This window comes from Mesorhizobium sp. B2-6-2 (genome assembly GCF_006440615.1).
Classification (GTDB): domain Bacteria; phylum Pseudomonadota; class Alphaproteobacteria; order Rhizobiales; family Rhizobiaceae; genus Mesorhizobium.
The window spans coordinates 40,016-64,354 of the sequence record NZ_VFUG01000024.1; the positions used below are offsets into that span (position 1 = coordinate 40,016).

Sequence of the window (24,339 nt, forward strand, 5' to 3'; positions counted from 1 at the left end):
CTGCCGCTTTGCCTCAGGAATTGAGACCTGGGAAGACGTAGACATCGACCCGATCAGTCCTTTTTTCACCTGCCCATCCCTGCACTTGTCACCCGGAACGGAGATCGGGAATCACCGGGCAGCGCCTTCAAGGCCGTCCGGTAGTCGGGCCCGAGAGCTGTTCGCAGCTCGGTCCTTCCGTCCATATAGGGACGAAGCTCCTTCGGGATGACAAGCCTGGCAAAATAGCGGCCGTTCCGATTTAGAAGATTTCGAACGCGGCCTGCCATCTGACCCATCCGGTTTGTTACGGTTTTTGTAACGTCAGAATGGACACGAAGCCTTGTGTGTCAAGGTCTTCAGCAAATTCAATGGGATAGGCTGGTGCTGCGAGAGAGGATTGAACTCGACCAGCAGCACCATAACTATCTGTTTTTATTTGTCTTTTTATCGCCTAGATGAGGAGCTGTGTACCAGCCCCGTGTCTTATTGGCAAGGCTCCAGCATCATATCGCTTGGATTTCAACGCCACTCTGCTGCATTGCCCGTATCAAAGCTGCCGAACGCAGCTTCTCGGGAAGGAGCCGCTCTTTGGTCTTCCTAAGCTCTACCAAGGCCTTCCGATATTTCCTCCAGAGTTCGCGGGCATGCGGGGAGTCGGAGGACCGTATCATCTCGATCACGCCATCGGCGTTCGTCACAGCTTCAGCCTTGCCGTCGATAGCATGCTCCCGATACTCCGGGCTCAAGACATCATTCGCGCTGATGTCGAAGAGCCTTGCTGCACTGTCATTGACTGCCATTCGATGTTCTCCTTCGTGTGATCCGTTAGGCGCCAGCAGATCGCCGAGCGCCATCGAGGGGGATGGTAGGGCGCGTCTGTGTTGGTTGGTAATGCGTTGCTTTGACCTAGCAAGCCATCCGAGCGGCCTCGTTGGCGAGCCTGTCGGCTTCCTCGTTGAGCGGATCGCCGTTATGCCCGCGCACCCACTCCCAAGCCACAGAGCGCGCTTCTGCAACGGCCTTCAGTTCTTCCCAAAGTTCCCGGTTCTTCACCGGCGTCTTGCTGGCAGTCCGCCAGCCCTTGGCAATCCAGTCGGGCAACCGCTCTGTCATGCCTTTCACGACATATTCGCTGTCGCTGCGCAAAACCACGGGCTTGCCGCTCTTCACCAGTTTGAGCGCCTCAATCGCTGCCGTCAGTTCCATTTGGTTGTTCGTCGTCTTGTGGGCTGATCCAGTCAGTTCCTTACGCCTCAGTTCCTTCGATCCTTCCAGCAATTGGACGATTGCCGCCCAGCCACCCGGGCCGGGATTGCCGATGCATGCGCCGTCGGTGTGGATGATAATGTGCTGGCCCGAACGATGGGCCTTCGTATCGTTCATTCTTGGGTTCTCGATGTTGAAGGGTTGCATGTTGATGAAGACAGCGGTGCCGAGCGGTGCGTGGCGCGACTGTCAGGAGGGATGTTGGTCTTCCGGGGGCTGGGCCGACGACCACTCTGCGGGACTGGACCGTCGGCATTTTTAACGATGTAACTCCTTCTGTAATGTAAGTATCCAGTCGGAAGACACCCACAGGAGTCTGCTCCCGTGAGATACCTAAAGCTTATTCCGGATGAGGGTCTATCAGTTCAGGTTTGAAGGCTGTCTTGGGTCGATTGGGGAGGACCTTGCTCTTGAACGCCGTCCACTTCCTGATCTGATCCACCCGTATCGCGACATAGCGGGAGACCATGCGTTCCGACACACCGGTGATCCTGCTTATGTCGACCTGAAGCAGATCAGGGAAATGGTCGAGCAAGAAGCAGACCACCATTTGCGATGTCAGCTCTGAGCGTCGCATTGCCCGGAATTTCTCCAGGCAGGCTTTCGCTTCATCGGCCAATGGATTTGAAGCGACTGCCGACGAGATGGTGGCCACCCCGTCATTCCACCGAGCATCAACCCATGCCTGCCCTGCAGGGGAGAGGACATCGAACGGGTAGCTCCCCTTCTTGGCAGGATAGATACGCTTGCCGAGGCCCTGTTCGACGGCCTCATGTGTGAGACGCCTTCGGACGACCTTGGCTTTGCCAGAGATCGGAGCTTCAGTCTCCTCCCGAAGTAGTCCGATGTGCGCAAGAACGGCCCTGACCTGGCGCGGTCCGACTCCTTTCCTTTCTCCGTATTCAGTTACCGTGATCCAGTCGCCAAGAGAGACGAGCTTGAGATCGCCAGAGGTGCGGTCGAGAACTTCTGTCGTGTACTGCATTCACTCCGGGTCACGCTGCTTCGCCTTTGACGGCGAATGCGCCGGGTCCCAGAATTTCCCTAAGGTCCGCAATGTGGTCCTTCCGTTTCAGCTCTCGCCCTTTCTCAATCTCTCGTCTGATTTGGATGCCGTACCCAACGAAGTTGGTCGCCTCGATAGACGACCACAGCGCTCGGGTAACCGACGGGGCGCAGCGCTTTGCCGAACTGCGAACCATCGTGCCATCTGGTCTCCACTTGAAGTCTGTCTCGCCTTGAGCGAGCCGCCGCAACATGCGAGCGGCCTGATATTGGAAACCCCGGTCGCTCGCCCAGCGTCTCGGCTGGTCGGCGTAGAAGTACCCGAGGGCCATGCAAAGGATCGCAATCTCCATCGCATTGTATTCCTTGCTAACGCTGACGATGATCTGTGCAGCGCGGCGTTCATGAACGTTCTGGGGTCGGCCGCGATTCGCTGCTTCAAGGAACTCCTCGGCTCGCCTTGAGACGCAACCCCAGTCCCTTCCGATGACGGCTTCGGCTCTCGGTCCTGAGCGTCTAGCGAGGTAGTCGCGAATGACGTTCTGGTACGGCTTGAGTTCGGCCTTTGTGACGCCTCTCTGCCTCGGGTCGCCGTGAACTCGGTCGACGTTCCTGTGGTACTCGCAGAGGTGGCTAAACTTCGTTGGTGCTCGATAGCAGCCGTCGACACGGCACATGCTTCGATTTCCTTTCTCTCGATTTGGTCTAGTGACTTCGGGGCAAACGAGGCGACCCTGGCAAATTGACCCCGTATATTGATCCGCACGTGGTTTCTGGCCCTAGAGCGAGAGACACGGACGCCTCTCATTCGCGGACACGGTACCGCTGCCCGAGGGTCTGATCTTCCTCAATGAAATGAACGATTGAGTTGAGGACCGCTTCACCCCTTCTGGACAGGCGGACCAACTGATTGCGCCTGTCGTTGGGGTCCGGGTAGGTCTCGATCAGGCCAAGACCGGTGTGACGTAGCTTCTTGGTACTGTATCCCTCAGTCTCATCGACGGACCTCAAGGCAGCGAAATGACGGGCTGAGGGGCCGCCGGGAGCGAGGTCGATCAGCCGGGCGTATTCGGCCATGGGTCGGTCGGGGTGGAGAGCGATGAGGAGAAACAGGCGCATCTGTCGAACAGGCATGTCCGGGGCGAGCTTGATGAACTCCTCAATGACCATGATGGCGCGTACTGTCGCCTCGTAGCGATCACGCTCTGTGAGGCGGGGCTTATCTGGGCGGCGTTTCGCCCCGTTCTGTTGCTTCGATGGTTGCTTCACGGGTCCATTCCCTATTGCTGTCTTCGGACGGGTCATTTCTAAGCCGCTGCCGCTGTCCAAACCGCCAAAGAGTTCCTGGCGAGAGAGACGTTCCGAAGATGCATCTCAAATTCCTTGAGCTGCTTCGTGGTGAGCCGCTTGAGCATGGCAGCGATGCTGATTTCAACCTCGGCGCGTTCCTTGTCGACTTCGCTTCGGCCAGCCTGTTGTTGTTTTTGTTGATGAATTTTGGACGATTTGCCGTACGTACGGCGCAGCTCCGCTTGCGTTGCCCGCCACTCCCGAACCCGGTCAGCCGAGGCTGTGGGCTCAGAGCGCCCCTCAGCGATCATGATCAGCTCATCGGCGCGCGACCGACCGATGTCGCAGTGAGCCTTCAAGAATTGAGGCCACGTCATGTCCTTGCGCTTCGCGACACGGGCTTTGGCCTCGGCCAAGTACAGGCCGCTCGACTTGGCGTGGTCATTGGCCTTCTGGTTGGCCTTCTCGCCGGCCTTGTAGTGGGCATAGGCCTGAGCCCCGAGTTGTTCGAGGCTGAGATTTTCGTGACTCAAACTCTGTTCTCCTTCCGTTGAAAGTTGGTGCTGGAACTCAGCGAGGCTGAGCTGGTGGTTCTTCAGTCAAATGATATCCCGGCTCTTGTTTCCCCTCGCGCCTTTCAAGCTCGGGGACTGCATTCAGCGGTGGTGTTAGGACTCACTTGGCAGGGCCGGTTGGGCTTCCTTGCAACGCCTTTTGGACGCTTCAGGTGGAGTCCCCGCTTCGGCCCTCTCCCCGCCTGAGGTCGCTCCGGCGCGGATGTTCCCCGGGACCTCAGCCAGTACGGTCCGGTCTCAAGCCGGTCCGCGAAGCCTAACTGCGCCTTTGTTTCGCTCTTCAGTTCCCCGCCCCGAGCTTCCCCGAGAGGATCATTACTTGCGCCTCAGTGGTGGTCTGAGGGCCTCCCTTCTGCCAACGGCTTCCGTTCGGTGGCCCATATATGTACGATCTCGTACTGATACGCAAGCGTACTTGATAAGAAAATGCGGTGTCTGGAGCCCCATTCGAGCTAACTCATTGAGGAATAAGAAAGAAAAATTATAGGCGTGGCGCGCCAGAACGTCTCTTGCTCAAGGTGCTGGCCGGCCTTTCGCGCTGCTACTGCGGCGAACAGGCGTCTCGATGATCAGCCGTAGATGCTAATCGAGAGCTTCCCCCTCGCCGGGCCTTGCGCCGTACCATTGCACCCATGGCCTGACTTTCCACGTTCTCACCGCGAGCCTTGTGAGACGGCTGTTTGCGATTTCGGTGATTAGTTCGCGTGCAAAGTCGAAGCGTGCCTCCTCCGACAACAGCTCGAACATTTGGACGATCTTGACGGCAAGGGGGATCACTTTTGTTTCGCGATATCTCTTTGTTGCCGCCCTCTGTTTCTCTCGCGCTTTCTCGGGATTGGCCCAGTAATGCCGTTTCGCCGCTTCGCGTTCCTTGTCAGGATTAGCTTCCCGCCATCGTCTTTTGCGTTCGGTGGCCGCCGCTGGATTTGCCGCATGGTATTTTCGATAGGCTTCGCGCGCCTTCTCGGGATTGGCTTGACGAAACTTTTGTGACTTTAAACGGGCGCGTGCACGGGCCTTCTCTGGATCGCGCCAGAATTGTCTTTGGCGCTGCTCCCGATGGCGCTCTGGGTTGGCTCGTCGCCATCGGCGCGACCGTTCGGCATCCCTGCGTCGCCTTTCCTCAATGGAAATCAAATCTCGCTCCTGTTGGAGGTAGCATCGAGGCTCAGGCCGTACCCGCAGCCGCGTCACAGCCCGCACCGCAAGTGCCTTCTCGCGTTACACGATCATTGTTGCTGTTGGCAGCCGAGGGTCATTGCGAATGAGGAGCAGCCTCCTTGAGGCCGGCAGCCTCCAGCGCTCGATAGACCGATCCTCGTCCGATCCCCAGAGACTTCGCGATCTCCGACACCGTCTTCTCCTGTCGGAACAAGGCTACTGCCTCACTGGCCTTTGCCCGCGCTGTCGGCTTCCGTCCCTTGTATTTCTGCTCCGCCTTGGCCTTGGCAATGCCTTCCTTCTGCCGCTCCCTCATAAGGTCACGCTCGAACTCCGCGAAGGCCGCGAACATGTTCAGCATCAGGCGCCCATAGGCGCCGGTCGTATCGAGCGTTTCCTTGCCGAACTGCAGCACCTTCAGACCGATGCCGCGCCGATGCAGGTCATCGACGATCTCGCCGAGCGTGCGCGTGTTGCGCGCCAACCGGTCGATCTTGGTGATCACCAGTGTGTCACCCTTGCGCAGGAACTTGAGGGCGTGGTCCAGCTCCTGCCGGTCGCCTAGAGCCGAAACCTGCTCTGAGAAGACTTCCTCGCAACCGGCGGCCTGGAGGTCGCGCACCTGCGCCTCCAGCCCCGCCACCTGTTCTTCCGTTGACGTTCTCGCGTACCCGATCTGCATCCAAGCCTCCAGTGTCCAATAGCATCTAGGCTTGTGAGTCATTCGTGTCCGGAAGTCAATACCCATTCTATTGGACACTAACCAGGCGGCGCTGCGGAACGTCCGCTGGACCCTGCCCATTCGGACGTCGGCACTAAGCTCAAGAGTTGAGCTTCTCCAGATTGCATGGCCAGCACAGAATGCGCGCGTTCTCATCGGCATTGGTGCCGCCCCGTTGAGGCGAGACGTGGTGGTCGAAGTGCCACGGTGTGTTTGGATGCTGTGCGTGGCGTTTGACTTGAAACCACGGCGTCAGACACTTCGGACAGCGCTCTGGGTTATCGGCAATGAGGCGATCTCTTACAGCCTGAGAGAAAGCCCCGCCGCTTGCTTTCTTCCTCTCGGCGTACGCCCGGCTTCGTCGACGCTGGCAAACCAGGCAGCGATCATGCGTGTTCCAAGGGGTGATAATGCCACACTTGCTGCAGAACTTGAGGGGACGTTCGGCGGGCGGAATACTCATCGGGTTCAGCTTGTTACCGCGTTTCACAGGGATGGCAGGCGCCACGGGGGGAACTGGCACGTTCGACTTATGTGATCGCCCGCTCGCAGATTTTTTTCAAATTATTCCGGCCGCCGTCCGGGTTGCCATTGTTAACCCAGGGGCGGTATTGCTTCTTGGCGAATGGGGGAGCATCCGATGGCGATTGATCTTGCCGAGATCGAGAAGAGGCTTTGGAGCGTAGCGGACCAGCTTCGCGCCAACTCCGGGCTCAAGCCGTCAGAGTATTCCCGACCAGTTCTGGGTCTCCTTTTTCTCCGCTATGCAGAAAGCAGGTTCGCAGCGGTTGAGAAGGAACTGCGGCCGCGCGAAGGCAGTCGTCTCGGGCCTCCTGGGCCTGACGCCTACAAGGCACGCAACGTCATCTATCTGTCGCCTGAGGCGCGCTTCTCGCACCTCTTGCAGTTGCCGGATGGGTCAAACCTCGGCCGGGCGCTCAACCACGCGATGGAGGACATCGAGAAGCACAATCCTGATTTGGCCGATGCACTGCCGAAGAACTATGGAGCGGTGGGCGACGGCATCCTGAGGGAGTTGATCAAGCTGCTCGCTCCTGTCGAAATCGAAGGGGACGCTTTCGGCAAAGTGTATGAGTATTTCATGGGTTCATTCGCTCTGCAGGAGATGCAGAAAGGTGGCGAGTACTACACGCCGTCGAGCATCGTCCGCCTGATCGTCGAGATCATCGAGCCCTATCGCGGGCGCATCCTCGATCCTGCCTGCGGCTCGGGCGGCATGTTCGTGCATTCGGCGGATTTTGTCCGCGCGCACCAAGCCTCTCCGGAGAAAGAACTTTCGATCTACGGCATCGAGAAGGTCAGCGAGACGCTGCGGCTTGCGAAGATGAACCTCGCGGTTCACGGCCTCGGCGGGACAATCAAGGATGCCAATGCATATTACGACGAGCCGTTCTCCGATCTCGATGGCGTGGTCGGCAAGTTCGATTTCGTCATGGCCAATCCGCCCTTCAACGTCACTGGCGTCGACAAAGACAAGGAATCCGTTGCCAAGCGAGCCGATCGCTTCCCCTTCGGCCTGCCGAGGGCGGACAACGGGAACTATCTTTGGATCGAGCTGTTCTGGTCCGCGCTGAACGAGGCGGGCCGTGCAGGCTTTGTCATGGCCAATTCAGCGGCGGATGCTCGCGGTTCGGAAGCTGAAGTCAGGCAGAGGCTTATCGAGAGCGGCGGCGTCGACGTCATTGTCTCAGTTGGCCCGAACTTCTTCTACACGGTGACGCTGCCGTGCACACTGTGGTTTCTGGACAAGGGTAAGCGCGCGGGAAATAGGGCGGATGAAGTTCTATTCATCGACGCCCGTCACACCTTCCGGCAGATCGACCGGGCACACCGCGACTTCACCGATGCGCAAGTCGAGTTCCTGGCTAACATCGTGCGTTTGTGGCGTGGCGAAGAGATCGAGGCTAACTGGGGCAGCGATGAGTTGCTGGCCACCAGTGGGCTCAGCGATGGTTATGCTGACGTGCCAGGTCTGTGCAAGGTTGCCAAACGATCCGACATCGAAGCACAAGGCTGGAGCCTCAATCCCGGTCGCTATGTTGGCGTGAAGGCTGGGGAAGTGGAGGATGTTGATTTTGCATCACGGCTAGAGAACCTGCAGGAGGAGTTCGAGAGGCTAACGGCGGAAGCGCGGGATTGGGAGACGACTATCGCCTCCAATGGCGCTCGAATTGTCCAGGGTGCTTGGGACATCGTCAAATGACCACTCATTGGAAGCGGGTCCGGTTGGGTGACATAATCTCGATCAAGCACGGCTACGCATTCAAGAGCGAATATTTCGCCGCAGATGGTCCATACGTAGTAACTACGCCGGGAAATTTCCACGATGAAGGCGGCTTCAAGTTCTCAGAGGAAAAAAGGAAAGGATATGCCGGACCTATTCCGCATGGCTACTTGCTAAGTAAGGGTGCATTGTTGGTTGCTATGACAGAACAAGCAGAAGGACTGCTTGGATCGACCGCTATCATACCACAGTCTAATGTCTTCTTGCACAACCAGCGACTTGGCCTGATCAACGCGCTCTCTCCGCGACGTGCGGATGAAAAGTTTATCTACTATCTGTTCAATACCCGCAGGGTAAGGCAACAGATTAGAGCATCGTCCAGCGGGACCAAAGTTCGTCACACTTCCCCGTCGCGAATTGGTGAAATTGAAGTGTTACTGCCACCGCTTGGGGAGCAGCGTCGCGTCGCCTCGATTCTCTCCGCTTATGACGACCTGATCGAGAATAACACGAGGCGGACCGAAATCCTGAAGGAGGTGGCGCGGCGCATCTACGAGGAATGGTTCGTACATTTCCGCGCCCCCGGCGGTGATGATTTGCCACTCATGGAGAGCCCGCTTGGGCCGATCCCAGAGGGGTGGGCGATCGCGAGACTCGGTGAGGTGATAGATCTTAAGTACGGCAAAGCCTTGAAGGCGGACCACCGAGAGGTTGGGCCCTATCCAGTCTATGGATCGAGTGGAGTCGTCGGCACACATATCGTTCCACTCGTCGAAGGGCCGGGTATTGTGGTTGGCCGCAAGGGAAATGTTGGCAGTGTCCATTGGTCAGAGCGATCTTTCTTTCCGATTGACACGGCATTCTACGTATCGACCGAACGACCGCTCGCTTACATTTTCCAACTACTCATGAAACAGCGCTTCCTGAACAGCGATGCAGCGGTCCCCGGCTTGAACCGCAATCAAGCGCTATCCATCGAATTTGTCTTGCCACCGGTCGAACTGATGCAGGATTTTGCTGCCCTGATAGGGCCGATCAATAAATTGATTTTCAGTCTTGCTGAACAGAACCGAAATCTGTGCGCGCAACGCGACCTTCTTCTGCCGAAGCTCATCTACGGCGAAATCGACGTTTCGCAGCCGGAAGAACTTCTTGAGGCGGCGGAATGACCTTCCCCAAGCTAGGACGGCTGACGACGATTTCCGCCAAGGCCGTCTGGCTGCATGAGGCGCAGACTTTCACACCGTGGCTTGCTGAGAACCTCGATTTACTCGGCGAGGCGCTGCAAATCGGCGAGCTTGAGTTGAAGGCTATTGAGTTGCCGGCTGGCGAGTTTCGTCTCGATATCCTTGCCGAAGATGAGAGCGGCAATCCTGTGCTCATCGAGAACCAGTTCGGAAACACGGATCACCGCCACCTCGGCCAATTAATCACGTACATTGCCAGCCAGAGAAGCGATGCGACCGCCATCTGGATCGCCGAGACGATTCGGGAGGATCATCGCGCAGCGATCGATTGGTTGAACAGTGCGACCAAAGAGGGCTTCAACTTCTTCGCGGTCGAGGTGGAGGCGGTGACGATTGGTGACAGCGACCCGGCGCCGATCTTCCGTGTAGTTGCCCAGCCGAACAATTGGGCTCGGGCCGTAGACGCTAAGGTGTCGAGCGAGGGCGAATTAGCTGCGCGGCACAAAGTTCGCTTGGCTTATTGGGCCTCGTTCGCTGACTATCTGCGCAAGAACGACCCTTCTTTTGCGATTAATCGACAGAACAAAACTAACTGGATCCCATTTCGCATCGGTCGCGCTGGGTTCGCAATCATCTGCACGATCAGCACCAGCAAACAGCGGGTTGGTGTGGAGCTCTATTTATACAAAGACCCACTCAAGGTTGGCATCCGCGAGTTGAAGCTCGACCGCGCGGCGATCGAAGCCGCTATCGGCGAGCCTCTGGAATGGCAAGAATTGCCGAATAGGAAGGCGAGCCGTATTGCGCTCTACAAGAAAGGCGTCGACCCTTCCGATACGAGTGGCTATCCCGACCTCCACGCTTGGATGCTCGACAAGATGCAGAGGTTTCGGCTGGCATTTGCTCCGCGAGTGAACCTGCTCGACCTTGGTGCGGTCGGCAACGGGGAGGATGAGCCCGAAGAGGACGCATGACTAAAGGGTCTGATCTCAACTATGAACAGAGAACACCGAGTTACCACGGCTTCTCCGAAGATGAGCTTATCGAGCAACCTACCATAGATCTTTTCAAACTCCTCGGTTGGCAGACCGCAAATCTCTACGGCGAGTTTGGCACTCCGGCTACGCCTCGACCGAGCCCAGAGGGACGCGAAACGCGCCGAGACGCATTTCTCCCAAACCGCCTTCGGGCGGCGCTTTCGAAGTTGAACCCCAATCTGCCACAGTCCGCCCTGGACGACGCTTATGGCTTGCTCACAAGCGAAAGGACGGCGCTCGAGCCGGTTCGCGCCAATGCTGATATCTACGGAATGCTGCGCGACGGTGTGAAGGTTAAGGTGCGGTCTTCAGGCGGATCGTTGCGCGACGAAACGATTCGCATCATCAACTGGGCGAACGTCGGCGCGAACGACTTTCTGCTCGCCAATCAGGTCTGGTTCTCAGGCGATCTCTACACTCGCCGTGCCGATCTGGTTGGTTTCGTCAACGGCATCCCGCTGCTCTTCATCGAACTCAAGGCGCTCTATCGCTCGATCGCAGACGCCTATGACGGCAACCTCAAGGACTACCGGACAGCAATCCCGCAGGTCTTCGTCCCTAACGCCTTCGTGATCCTTTCCAATGGCCATGACGCTAAACTCGGTGCGCCGCTGGCGCCATTCGAGTTCTTCACCGACTGGAAGAAGATCGATGATGAGGAGGAAGGGGGGGTCGTCTCACTGGAGACCTTGATCCGGGGCACTTGCCGTCCCGAACGCTTCCTCGACATTGTTGAGAACTTCATTGCCTTCCAGGAGGGCGAGAAGGGCCTGATCAAGATTCTCGCCAAGAACCATCAGTATCTTGGCGTCAATCGAGCGATCGAGGCCGTCGGCAAGCTGAAGGAGAACCAGGGGCGCCTCGGCGTATTCTGGCATACGCAAGGTTCCGGCAAGAGCTTCTCCATGATGTTCTTCAGCCGCAAGGTCTTGCGCAAGCGGCCCGGCGACTGGACCTTCGTTATCGTCACCGACCGAACCGAACTCGATGACCAGATCGCCGACACCTTCTCGTCCTGCGGTGCGCTCACCAAGGACCGACAAATGGTCCAAGCTGGGTCACGCAAACACCTCCAGGAGCTGCTTTCTGGAAACGAACGCTACATCTTCACGCTGATCCAGAAGTTCGGCACCGAGCGCGGCGAGGTCTATCCGCAGTTGTCGGGTCGTTCCGATGTCATCGTGATCACCGACGAGGCGCATCGCAGCCAATACGACGTGCTTGCCGCCAACATGCGGGCAGCACTCCCCAACGCCGCTTTCCTGGGCTTCACGGGCACACCGCTGATAGCGGGTGAGGAGGAGCGCACGCGCGAGGTCTTCGGCGACTATGTCTCGGTCTACGACTTCGCTCAGTCGATCGCAGATGGCGCGACAGTGCCGCTCTATTACGAGAGCCGGTTGCCAGAGTTGCAGCTCAAGGGCGCCGATCTCGACGAGGAGATCGCCAAGGTCCTCGACGATGCAGGGCTCGATCCTGAAGCGGAAGAGCTGTTGGCGAAGCGGTTCGCCAAACAATACCACCTCATCACCAATGACGACCGGCTCGACAAGGTCGCGGCCGATCTGGTCCGGCATTTCACCGGTCGCGGCTATCGCGGCAAGGCGATGTTTGTGGCGATCGACAAGGCAACCGCCGTACGGATGTACGACAAAGTGCGGGTGCATTGGGCCGCGTATCTGAAGCAGGAGCGGGTCCGCATCGCAGCAATTACCGATACTGTCGAGCGAAAGGCGTTGGAGGAGCAACTGGCGTGGCTGGAGGCGACCGACATGGCGGTCATCGTCAGCCAATCGCAGAATGAAATCGAGGTCATCGCAAAGCGCGGAGCCGACATCAGGCCGCACCGCCAACGGATGGTCAAGGAGGAACTCGACGAGCGCTTCAAGGCAGCGGACGATCCGCTCAGGCTGGTCTTCGTCTGCGCCATGTGGATCACAGGCTTCGACGTGCCGACCTGCTCCACGATCTATCTCGACAAGCCGATGAAGAATCACACGCTGATGCAGACGATTGCGCGGGCGAACCGTGTTGCGCCGGGCAAGCAGGCGGGTCTCATCGTCGACTATGTCGGCGTGTTCCGGAACCTCAAGGACGCGCTGGCGATCTATGCCAAGCCCCGCCCTGGCGCGGAGACTGATCCGATCAAGGAGAAGACGCAACTTCTCGTCGAGTTGAAGGCGGCGCTGGACAAGGCGCTGGCCTTTGCCGCCGAGCGAGGAGTTGATCCTGATGTAGTCATCGCGGCACAGGGCTTCGAGCGCGCTGCAAAGATCAGACAGGCGGCCGAAGCCTTGCTCGGCACCGACGAGGACAAGCGCCAGTTTCTCGGGCTGGTTGGCACGGCGTGGAAGCTCTTCAAGGCGGTGCTGCCGGACCCTGCCGTGCTTCCCTATCGGGGCGCTATGGTGGTTCTTCAGGTCATTGCGGAGACGCTGCGCAGCCTCACGAGAGCCGGGCCGTCGAAAGACCTTGAAACCGTGCTTGCGGAGATCGAACGGCTGGTCGATCAGGCGATTTCAGGCATCGCGATCCGCGCTCCGATCCTCCAGGGCGGCGATCTGAAGAAGTTGCTCGACCTGTCGACGATCGATTTCGACAAGCTCGCCGCACTGTTCGCCCAAGGTTCCAAGAAGACCGCCACGGAGGTCCTGAGGGGCACAGCCGAGAGGCGGGCGAAAGACCTCGTCGCAAGGAACCCGGCTCGTGTCAGCCTTCTGGAGCGGCTGCAGAAGCTGATCGATGAATACAACACCGGCAGCATGGATATCGAGGAACTGTTCCAGCAACTGATGGCTTTTGTCGGCGATCTCGACGAGGAAGAGCAGCGCCATGTTCGCGAGGGCTTGGGCGAGGAAGAACTCGCGATCTTCGACATTCTAACCAAGCCCGAACCGAAGCTGACAAAGACCCAGGAGATCGAGGTCAAGAAGCTGGCGCGCGAACTGCTCGCCAAGCTCAAGAAGGAGAAGCTCGTTCTCGATTGGCGGTCCAAGGAAACAGCAAAGGCGGGCGTCCGGCAGACGATCGGTGAAGAGTTTGACGCTCATCTGCCCGATGTCTACGACCGCAAGCTGTTCGAGGAGAAGGTCCAGCGTACCTATCAGTTCGTGTTCGAGCGGATGGGAACTTCCACCGAACCCGCAGTGCGGTAGAACGGTGCTGCGTATTGGCCTAGCAGCTCGCATGCGGGCCCTTACCGGACGCACCACCGATCGAGCGCCCCCGCCAAGCAGAAACATGCCCCCGGGACCTTTTTTGCCCACGCGATCACCCGATCACCCGATCAGCGGGATTACCGGATCACCCGACACGGGGAAAACCCACTTACTCTCTTGATACTACTACCGAAAAAGGTCGCCCATAATCCTAGTCCGGAGCTGTGCTGGCGCATATAATCCAACTCAGCGAAAGTGGTCGGCGGCAGCATCAGGCAATCAGCGGTCAGGATTTTCTATTTAAGTCTTTGAAATTGCTGCACTTTTTCCCTATCTTGTGGGTGTGCCGCTATCGCTGGCAGTTATGGCGCAGATGCAAGCCTGCGCTACCGAACGAGGGCGGAGCGATCGGGGGTCCACACCTCGGTCAACTACTCCGCCTTCCGGAGGACTTGGGCGCGAATGCAAGCTTACGCCCGCTGCCGATCGGCATAGGCCGGGGGTCCACACCTCGGCCGCCCCTGCGATCACCAGGAAGAAAAGGAACCCTCAATGGTGTCTATCAGAAAGAAATCCAAAGCTGGGAGAAAGACCGAAGAACTCCGCGACTCGTTGTGGCCTGACCTAGATAAGGCGCTCCTGTGGGATTCCCACAGTGAAGAAGGCTACACTCCCGTGCCCCGCACTATGCCTATCATCATCAAGATCATCGACGACCTTACGAAGGGGACGCCTGCAGGGAACACTTATTTCGAGCTGTGGTGTCGCGCACGGGCGGAAATGTATGTCTCTCTAGGTGCCGCCGGATCACTCGCTACTCACTCAGGATACTCCGGTCAACGCGCCGTTCGCCAGTGGCAGGACCGCATCGAGCTTCTTGCCGAGCTTGGTTTTATCCGCATCAAGGGCGGTTCCGCTGGTAAGTATGCGCATTCGGTCGTCTTGAATCCCCACAAGATCATCAGACGGCTTCGCGAAGAGGGGCATAAGGGCATCTCAAGTGAAAAATACGATGCTCTTGTGGAACGGGCGAACGAGATCGGATCAACTGATTTCAAAAATCCGCTAAAGACGGACAGCGCTCCTTCCCCCTCCGCAGCCGCCGGGTCATAATGTAGTGGAGTTGGGACATGTCGGTGAGCCCCGCACCCCTGAACGTTGTCAGGGTGGCAAGCGCCATCCCTGAAGCGGCGATGACCTGCCTATTCCATGTCCGGCACGTCGCCGCCCACAAATAGCGTCTTCGGCTCACCATACTCGCCCAGCGACGGATTGGCCTCGCGGGACCACGCAATGGCACCGGCATGCCTGGATGCCAGGGCCTTCGCGGTCCTTATGGCTCGCTCCTCGGACTGCTGCTCTGCCGGCCCGTAGACAGGCTGGAGATCGCCCTCCTCGTCCCGGTCGAATGCGGTGACCACGATGAGCTTCGGGGTCTGCCTCTCCGGGAGAATGCTCTCGGCCATATTGCTCACGCAACTGTGGGATGCGTTTCGTCAAAGCTGATGGAGACCAGCCCCGGATATCGGTGGGCGATGGCAAGTATCTGGGTCTCAAGCTCGCAGGGCGTCCATGGGGCTCGCGTATTTGGCGATGAGCTTTTGAGCCTCTGAGTGCAGTTCGGCTCTGGTGGTGGGATCGAGATTGTAGGTGCCCATAGCTTTCGCTCCTCACCCCACCAGCCGGCGCGACCGCGAGGACGGCCCAGCGACGGCATCGAGCTTCTCCTGGAGGTGACCGTTCAGCACGATCATCTCCTTGAGAGCTTTCATTACGTCGCCCTTGTGGGTGGCCACGAACTTGTCTGCGACGGCTTGGAGGACGGCCTCTTGGCGGCTGTCGAGTCTGACGATGCGGTCCATTTCAGTCACTCCTAACAGGTCCATGCTTTCAGTGAACAAAAAGGGAACAAAATTGTCAAGGGCCGAATTGACTCTTCGAGGAATTGGTTCCTATCCGTTGACCCATGCCGGAGCCCAGCAGCAGAACGCGACGTGTCGTCCAGACGCTAAGCCGTGCCCATGACATCGGGCAGCTAATCCGCGTCCGCTGCATCAACTGCAACATCACGCGCCACTATCTACCGGGGGACCTCCTCAAGCTCGTCGGGGACATTCCGTTCTGGGACGTCGAGCGGCATATGCGGTGCGAGCGCTGCAAGCGGCGGGAGTTCGACGTGGACATTCTGCTGCCTAGTGCCGCCCAGCGCCGGGATATGCGCGTGAGGCGGCTTGTGGAGGTCCGTGTGGTCCGTCGCGTGATCTGGAAAGATGGGGAATGAGGCAAACGGCCTTTCGGCATCTCAAGGGCTGGGAGTGGACTCCGGCGACGCGACAAGCGGGTTTGTTTTCTGCCCCTGCATCGGTCGCCATTCGATCGATATTTCCTCGCCACACCCTTCGCAGCTAAAGTAAAGCCTCTTATCTTTCGGCAGCTTTTCAACCTTCTTTTTGGGAACGTCCTGTTGTGAGCCGCATCTCCGGCAAACTATGGCAAGCGTCCTACGTCCAAACTCTAGGGTATCCTCCAGATATGTATAGCTCTCATCGCAGCCCGGATTAATGCAGCTAACGGTCTGGCCATTTTTCAACAGTCCAAGCCTTCTCTTGTTTTTTGTTCCGCAATGGCAGTCGAATGATACCTCCTCCCCCAAACCAGTAGCCAAGAGCGTTCCTTGACTAATACGCTTGATTTCCTCAAGGGCTTCGGAAACCTTCTTTCTAATACGTTCGGCCTCGCCGTACAGTGTGACTGGGGTATCTCGAGTTTCGGGGATGCTTATATGCAGCGCAAGGTTTGCAAGTGCATTCCAAAGTTTTCCTAGTTCGCCGGGATCAAATCCTATTTGTGTTCCAAACGGAATGTATTCCGACTGCTCGAAGTCCTCGACCGTTGGCGGTGAAGCCCCTTCTGGAACCGGCTCCCTTGAGATAAAATAGGTGAAGGTTGCGGCAGCATTCCGATCAACCTCTTGGATTAAGACGTTAACAATATCCTTCGGTTGCCACTTTTTTAGGTCGTCGTTCGATATGTAATCGTGGGCGATCCTTAAGCGCTCGTAGCAAATTCTCTCGATGGCGAGGCGACACTCTAAGGCTGCGTAGGTCAGGCTCGCCTCTGATCCGTCGCGGAGCAAATTTTCTATAGCTGTAATTGAAGGCTGTAGATCAATCATTCGATGCGTCGCTTGCATGCCTAGAAGAGAGTCCCCTGAGCCGGAGCCTGCAGCGGGAACTTGATTTGAGTGGCCGGCTTCTCGACTATCACCAAAGCATCCTCCGGTGCTGTCCGCTGCATATGCCGTGCATCGGACCACGGGGCTGTGAGCCAGGCTTCCACCTCCTCCCGCGTGGTGAGGATCACCGGCATAGCCTTCTCGTGGATCGGCGCTATGAGGGCGTTGGGCTTGGTCGTTAGGAAGCCATAAAGCTCGAAGTCGCCCGGCCCATCCTTGACCCTCCGCACACCCTGCCAGCGCGTCCAAAGGCCTGCGAAGAAGAACAGCGACCGGTCCTCGCTCCGCGCAAACCAGTAGTTCCGCTGAATGCCGGTCTCTGGGTCCTTGTCGTTCGGCGTGGGGCTCGGCTCTGCGAAGCTCGTCACGGGCACCACGCAGCGGTTCTCCACGCCAACGTATTGCTGCCAGTGGGCATACTGCGGGTTGCGGATGTTGGTGGTGCCATAGTCCGCCTTGCCCCTCACCCGCTCGACCGGCGTCGGCATTCCCCAGAGCAGCTTGGCAAGCTCCCGCTGGCCATCGGGGGCGTTGCGGACCACAGCGCCCGGCATGTTGGGGTAGACATCCAGAGAGGGCTCAAGGTTGCCCATGATGTCCCGCATGGCGCGGGTCCACTCGCGGATTGCGTCTTGGCTGGTGGTGATGTTGTACAAGTTGCACATCGTCTCTTTTCCACCGCGCGGTTCGTCGCAGATGCATTTTGCCAGCGTTCACCATACCGCTGGCCCAGTCCAGATGATGCTTGAAATCGTGGCCTGACTGGCTCTTACTCCTATTGGGCAAGTATTGGGGTGTCTAGCCATGCGTTCATTGTTTGTGGCGACGGGCGTCGTGCTGACGACCGCAATGATGACGTGTTCATCCAACGCGCTGGAATACAAGCCAGTGTTCGGCGAAACGCCGTTCCTGGTGGTGTCAGGCGACTTCAGGGTCAACGAACCGCTGAGCGAATTTGCGAGCGCGGTCACCGCGAGCGGAGCCACGTCCGTTACATTCGACTCGCCGGGCGGGAATATCGCCAGCGCAATGCAGTTGGGGCGCATGATCCGAGCGGCAGGATTGGATACCTTTCAGACGCGCCAAGGTGAGTGCGCCTCAGCCTGTTCGTTGGCGTTCATGGGCGGTGTTCGCCGTCTGGCCGAACCTGGCTCAATCGGGGTTCACCAGTCCTCGTTCGCTCCTGATCATCAACTGTCCACCGATGAGGCGGTAGCCGGCGTTCAAGCAGTCACCGCTGAAATCATGTCCTACCTGACCGACATGGGCGTCGACGCCAAGCTCCTTGCCGTCGCGATGAACTATGACAAGTCCGACATGCGCTATTTGTCGGCAAGTGAGATGGCAGCACTCCACGTGACGAACGTAGATGGGAGGCAATCTCCGGTCGACACCTCACAGATTCAGCAGCCCCAGCATTCCGGCCCGCCGCAAGACCAAGCCAGCGCACATAACCAAGAGTTGGACACTGCTGCGGCGGACTTCGTCCGGGCGCTCATCGAGAAACACAGCACCGATGAGCTGGCAATAGCCCAGGTGCTCGCTTCGTACGCCGGCATTGTCGACTATTACGGCAAGCCAAGGGACCTGAGCTTCATCGTGGCGGACAAGAGAAGCTATTTCCAGCGGTGGCCAGAGCGGGCATACAGCGTTCGCAAGAATAGCGTCATGGTCACCTGCGCCAATGCACGCTGCATGGTGACCGGCATATACGATTGGATCGTGCGGAGCCTCCCGAGGAACAAGCAGGCGAAAGGCGCGGCCCGTTTCAGCTACACGATTGCGATCGGTCCTGATCCAAAGGTCATAGCTGAAGCGGGCCAAGTCCTTCGATGAACAGGCACCAGACGAGCAGCCAGTTGGCAATGCAACTGCGGCTGGCGGTCGAGGCTCTATTTACGCCTTGACCGGCTTTCTCGGGCTACTTCTCTCCGATTTCGATCTGGGTTTCTTGTTCGCAGGGCGGGTCGGCTGGGCAGGAACCCGCACATTGGACGGACGCCAATCCGTTTCCTTGACATCGAAGCGCGGCAGCTTCCCGATCTCCCTTGCGAGCGCGCTGGGAGGGAAATCGCCGTACCCCTCGCGAGCATCCTCACGGCCACTCCCAAGCATGTAGTCACGGTGCTGCTTGTCCATGTCATGTTGGCGCGAGAGGGTCGTGAACAGATGCCGCCAGGCGTGATTGGGCTTTCCTCCCGGTGCAGGTATGCCCAGTTCCTCGGTGATCCAATTCCCGACCCGAACGCCCGCCTCTTGCGACCGGGGCTTGCCTGTCAGCTTAGTGAGGTCGGTTTCGTCGGGATAAGGAACATAGAACGCTGGACCGTCACCCACCTCCTTGAACATCTCTAACAAGCCCAACTCTACAAGATGCGGATGAACGGCGGTCATCCACGCCCTGCCGCTCTTCGTGGAACCCGCCTCCGGCGTGATGAAGAAATAGGGCGTATCACCGTCTACCTTGACATCCACGCCGCGAAGCTGGGTGATCTCCGTCACCCGCAACCCGGTGTAGGCGCAAATCCACGGCACCCAAAAGAGGGCGCGCTTGTGGGGCGCCGAGATGTCTTTGGAGCTTCCGTTGAACGTGGCGCTGAGGATAGCCTTGGCTTCCTCCATGTCGTAGCCCCTCTTGCCCGGCGCGGGGCCGTCTCTTCGATCTCGAATGTCGCTAGCCACGTTTGCTGGTAGGCTGAACTCCCTAACTGCATGTGTGAGGACCGCGCTCAACGCCGCGAGGGCCTTGCCGTTGATCTTCGACGGCGCAAGCCCCTCAGCTATCAATTCGTCACGCCACTTCCGAACGTCCGCGCTTGTCACATCCTGAGCGTTCCGGTGCCCGCTGCTCTTGACGAATTTGTCGAGGTCTCGCGCGTAGTCGCTCTTGGTCTTCTCCTTGAGACTCTGCGTCGCGAATTTATGGTCAAGCAGGGCGAACAAGTCCAAGTCCCCCGCCGCCCGTGGCGCTGGCTTGGCCTCGCCGCGCTCGGCCTCCCAATCGGGGAAACGCTTTCGCGCTTCGTCGGGCGAATAGTCGCCTCCGGCCTTCCTGAGATTGGTTTCAGCCGCAAGCTGGATTGCCTTGAAGGCCGCGTGGACGACGCGAGTCCGACTGAGGAGATCGGTGTTGACGCCCTGCTCGACGAACAGTTCATCGACTGTCGGTCCGAACCAGCGCTCAAGCTCACCGCCCTCCTCCTTGCTCTTGTTCAACCGGAGGACTTGTTTCCAAATCCCTTCCTCGCCCGGCTCACTGTCCATCATGTCGACCAAGCGAGCGTAGAGGACGCCCGCAAGGGCCTGGATTTGCTTGTTGTTGAGCGGCTGAGGGCCTTGCCTGAACCGCTGCCAGAACTCATGGAGTGCAGCATCGGCCTCGCGGTGACGCCTTTTGGCTTCTTCGCGGTCTTTCGTACCGAGGCTGACCTTGACGGTTGCGCCCGCTTTCACTGTTTTGATGGTCCCTCCAATGGGAATCGCCACCCTTCCATCCAGTGGCAAGTTCTTCAAATCGGAGGGCGCGCGCTGCCGAAGGTAATAGACACCCGTCTTTGGATGTTGCTGAGGTCCAGGCATTTTCAAGCTCATGTGTACCACCCCTGTGTACCAGACAGGCGGCAAAAAGACCAAGAAAGTCAGATAGTTGTTCCCCTTCAAAGGGATAGGCTGGTGCTGCGAGAGAGGATTGAACTCTCGACCTCTCCCTTACCAAGGGAGTGCTCTACCACTGAGCTACCGCAGCCTGCGATGGCGGCGCTTCTGCCATATCGAACCGGTAAGCGCAAGGCCAAGAAAAACCCAAAGCGTCGCATGTGATTCCCGCCGGCAATTATGCGGTTTGCGGCGGCATGCGCGGCTGATCCACAGGATCAAACCCGGCTCTCGCCCTGCTTTCATGACATGGCCGCGCGAAAATGCTAGCCATTGCGGAATCGCGGCCGGCTGACCGCCGGTCAGGAATGGACGATGGACGACAGGGCAAATCCACCGAAAAAAGGCGGCGGAGAGCGCAAGGACCGGCTGGCCGAGGCGCTGCGCGCCAATCTGCAGAAGCGCAAGGCGCAAGCGCGTTCGCGACGGGTTGGCGATGCTGACAAGCAGCGCGCTGGCGACGTTCACAAGCAACGCGCCGGCGACGCTGACGAACAGTGCGCTGCCGATCCCGACGATCGGCCGGAAGAGTTGCCGGCTGCTGGAAAAATGCACAAGGACTGACCAAATCAGCCATACTGGCCGGCCACAGTCGGTCCGGTTTTAGGAAAATCCTATTTCTTGAACCAAGCCGGCCAATAGTCTAAGGCGGGCACACTCAAACCGATTGAAGCGGCCTGTTCGGGCCGAGGGGACGTTTTCTCATGGATCGCATCAGAATTGTCGGCGGCAATCAGCTTGCCGGCACCATTCCGATCTCGGGCGCCAAGAACGCGGCATTGCCGCTGATGATCGCCTCACTGCTCACCGACGACACGCTGACGCTGGAAAACGTGCCGCATCTGGCCGATGTCGAACAACTGATCCGCATCCTCGGCAATCACGGCGTCGATTATTCCGTCAACGGCCGGCGCGAAAAGCAGCAGGAAGGCTATTCGCGCACCATCAATTTTTCCGCCCGCAACATCGTCGACACCACCGCGCCTTACGAGCTGGTGTCGAAGATGCGCGCTTCCTTCTGGGTGATCGGGCCGTTGCTTGCCCGCATGGGCGAGGCCAAGGTGTCGCTGCCCGGCGGCTGCGCCATCGGCACGCGCCCGGTCGACCTGTTCCTCGAGGGCCTGCAGGTTCTCGGCGCCGAGCTCGACGTCGACAATGGCTATGTCATGGCCAAGACCCGGAATGGCCGCCTCATCGGCAATCGCTACGTGTTCCCGAAGGTCTCGGTCGGCGCCACCCATGTGCTGATGATGGCGGCCTCGCTCGCCAAGGGCGAGACGGTGCTGGAGAACGCCGCCTGCGAGCCGGAAATCGTCAATCTCGCCGAATGCCTGATCGCCATGGGCGCCAAGATTCATGGCGCCGGCACCTCGATCATCACCATCCACGGCGTCGAGGTGCTGTCGGGGGCGCGCGTGCGCGTCATCCCCGACCGCATCGAGACCGGCACCTATGCCATGGCCGTCGCCATGACCGGCGGCGACGTGATGCTCGCCGGCGCCCGGCCAGACCTGTTGCAGACCGCGCTCGACGTGCTTGTCGAGACCGGGGCCGAGATCACGCCGACCAATGAGGGCATCCGCGTCAAGCGCAACGGCTCGGGCATTGCGCCGGTCGACGTGACCACCGCCCCCTTCCCCGCCTTCCCGACCGACCTGCAGGCGCAGTTCATGGGTCTGATGACGATGGCCAAGGGCAAGTCGCGCATCACCGAAACGATCTTCGAGAACCGCTTCATGCATGTGCAGGAGCTCGCACGGCTGGGCGCCCACATCACCCTTTCCGGCCAGACGGCGATCGTCGACGGCGTCGCCAGGCTGAAGGGCGCGCCCGTGATGGCGACCGACCTGCGCGCCTCGGTGTCGCTGGTCATCGCCGGCCTTGCCGCCGAAGGCGAAACCACGGTCAACCGCGTCTATCACCTCGACCGCGGCTTCGAGCGGCTGGAAGAGAAGCTCTCCGGTTGCGGCGCAGTGATCGAGCGCATTTCGGGCTGACGCTTCGCAGCATTCTTTCCCAGCGGTTGCGCCGAGCGGAAAGACCGCATAACAGAACGTTGAATTGTCAACGTTCAGGGTGCGCATTCTGCATGGCAGCTCTCAAGCTCATCGCGCTCGACGACCAGGATCTGAGCATCGTCTCGGCGCATGTCCAGGACGCCGTGATGAAGGTCTCCGACCTAGAATATCTGCCGGCGGCCAAGCGCTTCGTGCTGACCATGAACCGCTTCGTCTGGGAAGCGAAATCCGGCTTGTTCCGCCAGCACAATGAACGGCGCCAGAGCGTCTTGCATTTCGATCGCGTGCTTGGCGCCAAGACCAACGGCATTGCGCGCGACAAGCCGGCCGAGGTGCTGTCGCTGCTGGCGGTCAGCTTCATCGCCATCAGCAAGCCGGCCGGCATCGTCGAGCTGATCTTTTCGGGCGGCGGCACCATTATGCTCGACGTCGAATGCATCGAGGCCAGGCTTGCCGATATCGGCGGCTCCTGGGAAGCCACCTCGCGCCCCCTGCACAGAGGCTGAAGCGCGATGGCGATAACGCTCCGACAGCAGGACGCCGATTTCGAACAGCGTTTTTCGGCCTTCCTCACCACCAAGCGCGAGGTGTCGGCCGATGTCGAGGCCGTGGTGCGCGACATCATCGCCCGCGTGCGCGCCGAAGGCGACAAGGCACTTGTCGATTACACGCTGAAGTTCGACAAAGCCGATCTCAACACGCTCGGCATCGCGGTGTCGAAGGACGACATCGCCAAGGCCTATGAAGCGGCCGATCCGGCGACCGTCGAGGCGCTCAAATTCGCGCGCGACCGCATCCGCTCGCATCACGAGCGACAGAAGCCTAGGGACGATCGCTATACGGATGCCGCGGGCGTCGAGCTCGGCTCGCGCTGGACGGCGATCGAAGCCGTCGGCCTTTACGTGCCGGGCGGCACGGCGAGCTATCCAAGCTCGGTGCTGATGAACGCCGTGCCGGCCAGGGTCGCCGGCGTCGAGCGCATCGTCATCGTCGTGCCGGCCTCGGGCGGCGTTATCAATCCGCTGGTACTGGTGGCAGCCGACCTTGCCGGCGTTTCGGAGATGTACCGCGTCGGCGGCGCGCAGGCCGTTGCAGCGCTTGCCTATGGCACCGAGACGATCAGGCCGGTCGCCAAGATCGTCGGTCCGGGCAACGCCTATGTCGCGGCGGCCAAGCGGCAGGTGTTCGGCACGGTCGGCATCGACATGATCGCCGGGCCGTCGGAAGTGCTGGTGGTGGCCGATGCCGACAACGATCCGAACTGGATCGCGGCCGACCTTTTGGCGCAAGCCGAGCATGACGTTTCGGCGCAGTCGATCCTGATCACCGACGATCCGGAATTCGGCAAGGCGGTCGAGCAGGCGGTCGAGCGCCAGCTCAAGGTGCTGCCGCGCGGCGAGACGGCCGGGGCCAGCTGGCGCGATTTCGGCGCGGTGATCCTGGTGCCGACGCTCGACGCCTCGCTGCCGCTGGTCGACAGGATCGCGGCCGAGCATGTCGAGCTCGCCTTCGACGAAGCCGAGGCATTCCTTTCCAGGATGCGCAACGCGGGCGCCGTGTTTATCGGCCGCCATACGCCGGAAGTCATCGGAGATTATGTCGGCGGCTCCAACCACGTCTTGCCGACGGCGCGGTCGGCGCGTTTCTCGTCGGGTCTGTCCGTGCTCGATTTCGTCAAGCGCAGCTCGATCCTGAAGCTCGGCCCGGAGCAGCTCAAGGTGCTGGCGCCCGCCGCGATCGCGCTCGCCAAGGCCGAAGGGCTCGATGCCCATGCCCGCTCCGTCGCGATCAGGTTGAACATGTAG

23 protein-coding genes and 1 tRNA gene are annotated in these 24,339 nt (G+C 59.3%); 10 read left to right on the forward strand and 14 right to left on the reverse strand.

Going from position 1 to position 24,339, the window contains the following annotated elements; genetic code table 11:
- Positions 1-485 precede the first annotated feature (485 nt).
- The 8 genes from FJ419_RS28010 to FJ419_RS28045 all read right to left on the reverse strand — a co-directional run bounded on the left by FJ419_RS28010 (position 486) and on the right by FJ419_RS28045 (position 6,027).
- Positions 486-782: a hypothetical protein gene (locus tag FJ419_RS28010; RefSeq protein ID WP_140700502.1), complete on the reverse strand. Its 297-nt coding sequence runs from the start codon at positions 780-782 to the stop codon at positions 486-488.
- Positions 783-888: 106 nt separating this feature from the next.
- Positions 889-1,365: a ribonuclease HI gene (gene rnhA / locus FJ419_RS28015; protein ID WP_140700503.1), complete on the reverse strand. Its 477-nt coding sequence runs from the start codon at positions 1,363-1,365 to the stop codon at positions 889-891.
- Positions 1,366-1,588: 223 nt separating this feature from the next.
- The gene (locus FJ419_RS28020; RefSeq protein WP_140700504.1) at positions 1,589-2,233 is read right to left on the reverse strand and encodes a hypothetical protein; all 645 of its coding nucleotides are present in this window, start codon (positions 2,231-2,233) and stop codon (positions 1,589-1,591) included.
- A 10-nt stretch (positions 2,234-2,243) separates the two neighbouring features.
- Positions 2,244-2,930, reverse strand: coding sequence for a hypothetical protein (locus FJ419_RS28025; protein ID WP_140700505.1), 687 nt, complete (start codon positions 2,928-2,930; stop codon positions 2,244-2,246).
- Positions 2,931-3,057: 127 nt separating this feature from the next.
- On the reverse strand, positions 3,058-3,522 hold the full coding sequence (locus FJ419_RS28030; RefSeq protein ID WP_140700506.1) for a hypothetical protein: 465 nt from the start codon (positions 3,520-3,522) through the stop codon (positions 3,058-3,060).
- A 38-nt stretch (positions 3,523-3,560) separates the two neighbouring features.
- Positions 3,561-4,076 (reverse strand): hypothetical protein, encoded by a 516-nt coding sequence (locus tag FJ419_RS28035; protein ID WP_140700507.1) that lies wholly within the window; start codon positions 4,074-4,076, stop codon positions 3,561-3,563.
- Between the two features lie 624 nt (positions 4,077-4,700).
- On the reverse strand, positions 4,701-5,255 hold the full coding sequence (locus tag FJ419_RS28040; RefSeq protein ID WP_140700508.1) for a hypothetical protein: 555 nt from the start codon (positions 5,253-5,255) through the stop codon (positions 4,701-4,703).
- Between the two features lie 118 nt (positions 5,256-5,373).
- On the reverse strand, positions 5,374-6,027 hold the full coding sequence (locus tag FJ419_RS28045; protein ID WP_348642833.1) for a recombinase family protein: 654 nt from the start codon (positions 6,025-6,027) through the stop codon (positions 5,374-5,376).
- A 613-nt stretch (positions 6,028-6,640) separates the two neighbouring features.
- On the opposite strand from FJ419_RS28045, the gene FJ419_RS28055 reads away from it, so the two are divergent.
- The 5 genes from FJ419_RS28055 (at position 6,641) to FJ419_RS28075 (ending at position 14,740) form a co-directional block, all read left to right on the forward strand.
- Positions 6,641-8,224 carry a class I SAM-dependent DNA methyltransferase gene (locus FJ419_RS28055; protein ID WP_140700510.1) on the forward strand — a complete coding sequence of 528 codons (1,584 nt, stop codon included), beginning with the start codon at positions 6,641-6,643 and terminating at the stop codon, positions 8,222-8,224.
- Positions 8,221-9,414 (forward strand): restriction endonuclease subunit S, encoded by a 1,194-nt coding sequence (locus FJ419_RS28060; RefSeq protein WP_140700511.1) that lies wholly within the window; start codon positions 8,221-8,223, stop codon positions 9,412-9,414. Before FJ419_RS28055 ends, FJ419_RS28060 begins: the two co-directional genes overlap by 4 nt.
- Complete coding sequence (locus FJ419_RS28065) at positions 9,411-10,406, forward strand: DUF4268 domain-containing protein (protein ID WP_140700512.1); 996 nt, start codon at positions 9,411-9,413, stop codon at positions 10,404-10,406. Before FJ419_RS28060 ends, FJ419_RS28065 begins: the two co-directional genes overlap by 4 nt.
- Positions 10,403-13,624 carry a type I restriction endonuclease subunit R gene (locus FJ419_RS28070; RefSeq protein WP_140700513.1) on the forward strand — a complete coding sequence of 1,074 codons (3,222 nt, stop codon included), beginning with the start codon at positions 10,403-10,405 and terminating at the stop codon, positions 13,622-13,624. The genes FJ419_RS28065 and FJ419_RS28070 overlap by 4 nt, the downstream gene beginning before the upstream one ends.
- Before the next feature lie 555 nt (positions 13,625-14,179).
- Complete coding sequence (locus tag FJ419_RS28075; protein ID WP_140700514.1) at positions 14,180-14,740, forward strand: hypothetical protein; 561 nt, start codon at positions 14,180-14,182, stop codon at positions 14,738-14,740.
- An 89-nt stretch (positions 14,741-14,829) separates the two neighbouring features.
- On the opposite strand, the gene FJ419_RS28080 is transcribed toward FJ419_RS28075, so the two are convergent.
- The 4 genes from FJ419_RS28080 to FJ419_RS28105 all read right to left on the reverse strand — a co-directional run bounded on the left by FJ419_RS28080 (position 14,830) and on the right by FJ419_RS28105 (position 17,527).
- The gene (locus FJ419_RS28080; protein ID WP_140700515.1) at positions 14,830-15,093 is read right to left on the reverse strand and encodes a hypothetical protein; all 264 of its coding nucleotides are present in this window, start codon (positions 15,091-15,093) and stop codon (positions 14,830-14,832) included.
- 204 nt (positions 15,094-15,297) lie between these two features.
- Positions 15,298-15,489, reverse strand: coding sequence for a hypothetical protein (locus FJ419_RS28090; protein ID WP_140700516.1), 192 nt, complete (start codon positions 15,487-15,489; stop codon positions 15,298-15,300).
- 440 nt (positions 15,490-15,929) lie between these two features.
- Positions 15,930-16,802 (reverse strand): hypothetical protein, encoded by an 873-nt coding sequence (locus FJ419_RS28100; RefSeq protein ID WP_140700518.1) that lies wholly within the window; start codon positions 16,800-16,802, stop codon positions 15,930-15,932.
- A 20-nt stretch (positions 16,803-16,822) separates the two neighbouring features.
- Positions 16,823-17,527 (reverse strand): SOS response-associated peptidase, encoded by a 705-nt coding sequence (locus FJ419_RS28105; RefSeq protein ID WP_140700519.1) that lies wholly within the window; start codon positions 17,525-17,527, stop codon positions 16,823-16,825.
- 139 nt (positions 17,528-17,666) lie between these two features.
- Between FJ419_RS28105 and FJ419_RS28110 the strand changes: the two genes are divergently transcribed.
- The gene (locus tag FJ419_RS28110) at positions 17,667-18,698 is read left to right on the forward strand and encodes a hypothetical protein (protein ID WP_140700520.1); all 1,032 of its coding nucleotides are present in this window, start codon (positions 17,667-17,669) and stop codon (positions 18,696-18,698) included.
- 60 nt (positions 18,699-18,758) lie between these two features.
- Here FJ419_RS28110 and FJ419_RS28115 read toward each other — a convergent pair whose 3' ends face one another.
- The gene (locus tag FJ419_RS28115; protein WP_140700521.1) at positions 18,759-20,453 is read right to left on the reverse strand and encodes a DUF6538 domain-containing protein; all 1,695 of its coding nucleotides are present in this window, start codon (positions 20,451-20,453) and stop codon (positions 18,759-18,761) included.
- Between the two features lie 79 nt (positions 20,454-20,532).
- Positions 20,533-20,607 (reverse strand) — tRNA-Thr (locus FJ419_RS28120).
- Positions 20,608-20,831: 224 nt separating this feature from the next.
- Between FJ419_RS28120 and FJ419_RS28125 the strand changes: the two genes are divergently transcribed.
- From FJ419_RS28125 to hisD, 4 genes are all read left to right on the forward strand, one after another.
- Entirely contained in the window at positions 20,832-21,080 is a 249-nt protein-coding gene (locus FJ419_RS28125) for a hypothetical protein (protein WP_140700522.1), read from the forward strand.
- A gap of 140 nt (positions 21,081-21,220) precedes the next feature.
- A complete protein-coding gene (gene murA, locus FJ419_RS28130) occupies positions 21,221-22,513 on the forward strand; it encodes a UDP-N-acetylglucosamine 1-carboxyvinyltransferase (protein ID WP_140700523.1) in 1,293 nt (430 codons plus the stop codon).
- Between the two features lie 92 nt (positions 22,514-22,605).
- Positions 22,606-23,040, forward strand: coding sequence for a DUF2948 family protein (locus FJ419_RS28135; protein ID WP_095765704.1), 435 nt, complete (start codon positions 22,606-22,608; stop codon positions 23,038-23,040).
- A gap of 6 nt (positions 23,041-23,046) precedes the next feature.
- Complete coding sequence (hisD, locus tag FJ419_RS28140; RefSeq protein ID WP_140700524.1) at positions 23,047-24,339, forward strand: histidinol dehydrogenase; 1,293 nt, start codon at positions 23,047-23,049, stop codon at positions 24,337-24,339.

Bases quoted from the DNA above. Each gene is read 5' to 3' on its own strand.
- FJ419_RS28010 (WP_140700502.1), bottom strand. From the start codon at position 782: ATGGCAGTCAATGACAGTGCAGCAAGGCTCTTCGACATCAGCGCGAAT.
- rnhA (WP_140700503.1), bottom strand. From the start codon at position 1,365: ATGAACGATACGAAGGCCCATCGTTCGGGCCAGCACATTATCATCCAC.
- FJ419_RS28020 (WP_140700504.1), bottom strand. From the start codon at position 2,233: ATGCAGTACACGACAGAAGTTCTCGACCGCACCTCTGGCGATCTCAAG.
- FJ419_RS28025 (WP_140700505.1), bottom strand. From the start codon at position 2,930: ATGTGCCGTGTCGACGGCTGCTATCGAGCACCAACGAAGTTTAGCCAC.
- FJ419_RS28045 (WP_348642833.1), bottom strand. From the start codon at position 6,027: ATGGGTATTGACTTCCGGACACGAATGACTCACAAGCCTAGATGCTAT.
- FJ419_RS28055 (WP_140700510.1), top strand. From the start codon at position 6,641: ATGGCGATTGATCTTGCCGAGATCGAGAAGAGGCTTTGGAGCGTAGCG.
- FJ419_RS28060 (WP_140700511.1), top strand. From the start codon at position 8,221: ATGACCACTCATTGGAAGCGGGTCCGGTTGGGTGACATAATCTCGATC.
- FJ419_RS28065 (WP_140700512.1), top strand. From the start codon at position 9,411: ATGACCTTCCCCAAGCTAGGACGGCTGACGACGATTTCCGCCAAGGCC.
- FJ419_RS28070 (WP_140700513.1), top strand. From the start codon at position 10,403: ATGACTAAAGGGTCTGATCTCAACTATGAACAGAGAACACCGAGTTAC.
- FJ419_RS28075 (WP_140700514.1), top strand. From the start codon at position 14,180: ATGGTGTCTATCAGAAAGAAATCCAAAGCTGGGAGAAAGACCGAAGAA.
- FJ419_RS28080 (WP_140700515.1), bottom strand. From the start codon at position 15,093: ATGGCCGAGAGCATTCTCCCGGAGAGGCAGACCCCGAAGCTCATCGTG.
- FJ419_RS28090 (WP_140700516.1), bottom strand. From the start codon at position 15,489: ATGGACCGCATCGTCAGACTCGACAGCCGCCAAGAGGCCGTCCTCCAA.
- FJ419_RS28100 (WP_140700518.1), bottom strand. From the start codon at position 16,802: ATGATTGATCTACAGCCTTCAATTACAGCTATAGAAAATTTGCTCCGC.
- FJ419_RS28105 (WP_140700519.1), bottom strand. From the start codon at position 17,527: ATGTGCAACTTGTACAACATCACCACCAGCCAAGACGCAATCCGCGAG.
- FJ419_RS28110 (WP_140700520.1), top strand. From the start codon at position 17,667: ATGCGTTCATTGTTTGTGGCGACGGGCGTCGTGCTGACGACCGCAATG.
- FJ419_RS28115 (WP_140700521.1), bottom strand. From the start codon at position 20,453: ATGAGCTTGAAAATGCCTGGACCTCAGCAACATCCAAAGACGGGTGTC.
- FJ419_RS28125 (WP_140700522.1), top strand. From the start codon at position 20,832: ATGGACGACAGGGCAAATCCACCGAAAAAAGGCGGCGGAGAGCGCAAG.
- murA (WP_140700523.1), top strand. From the start codon at position 21,221: ATGGATCGCATCAGAATTGTCGGCGGCAATCAGCTTGCCGGCACCATT.
- FJ419_RS28135 (WP_095765704.1), top strand. From the start codon at position 22,606: ATGGCAGCTCTCAAGCTCATCGCGCTCGACGACCAGGATCTGAGCATC.
- hisD (WP_140700524.1), top strand. From the start codon at position 23,047: ATGGCGATAACGCTCCGACAGCAGGACGCCGATTTCGAACAGCGTTTT.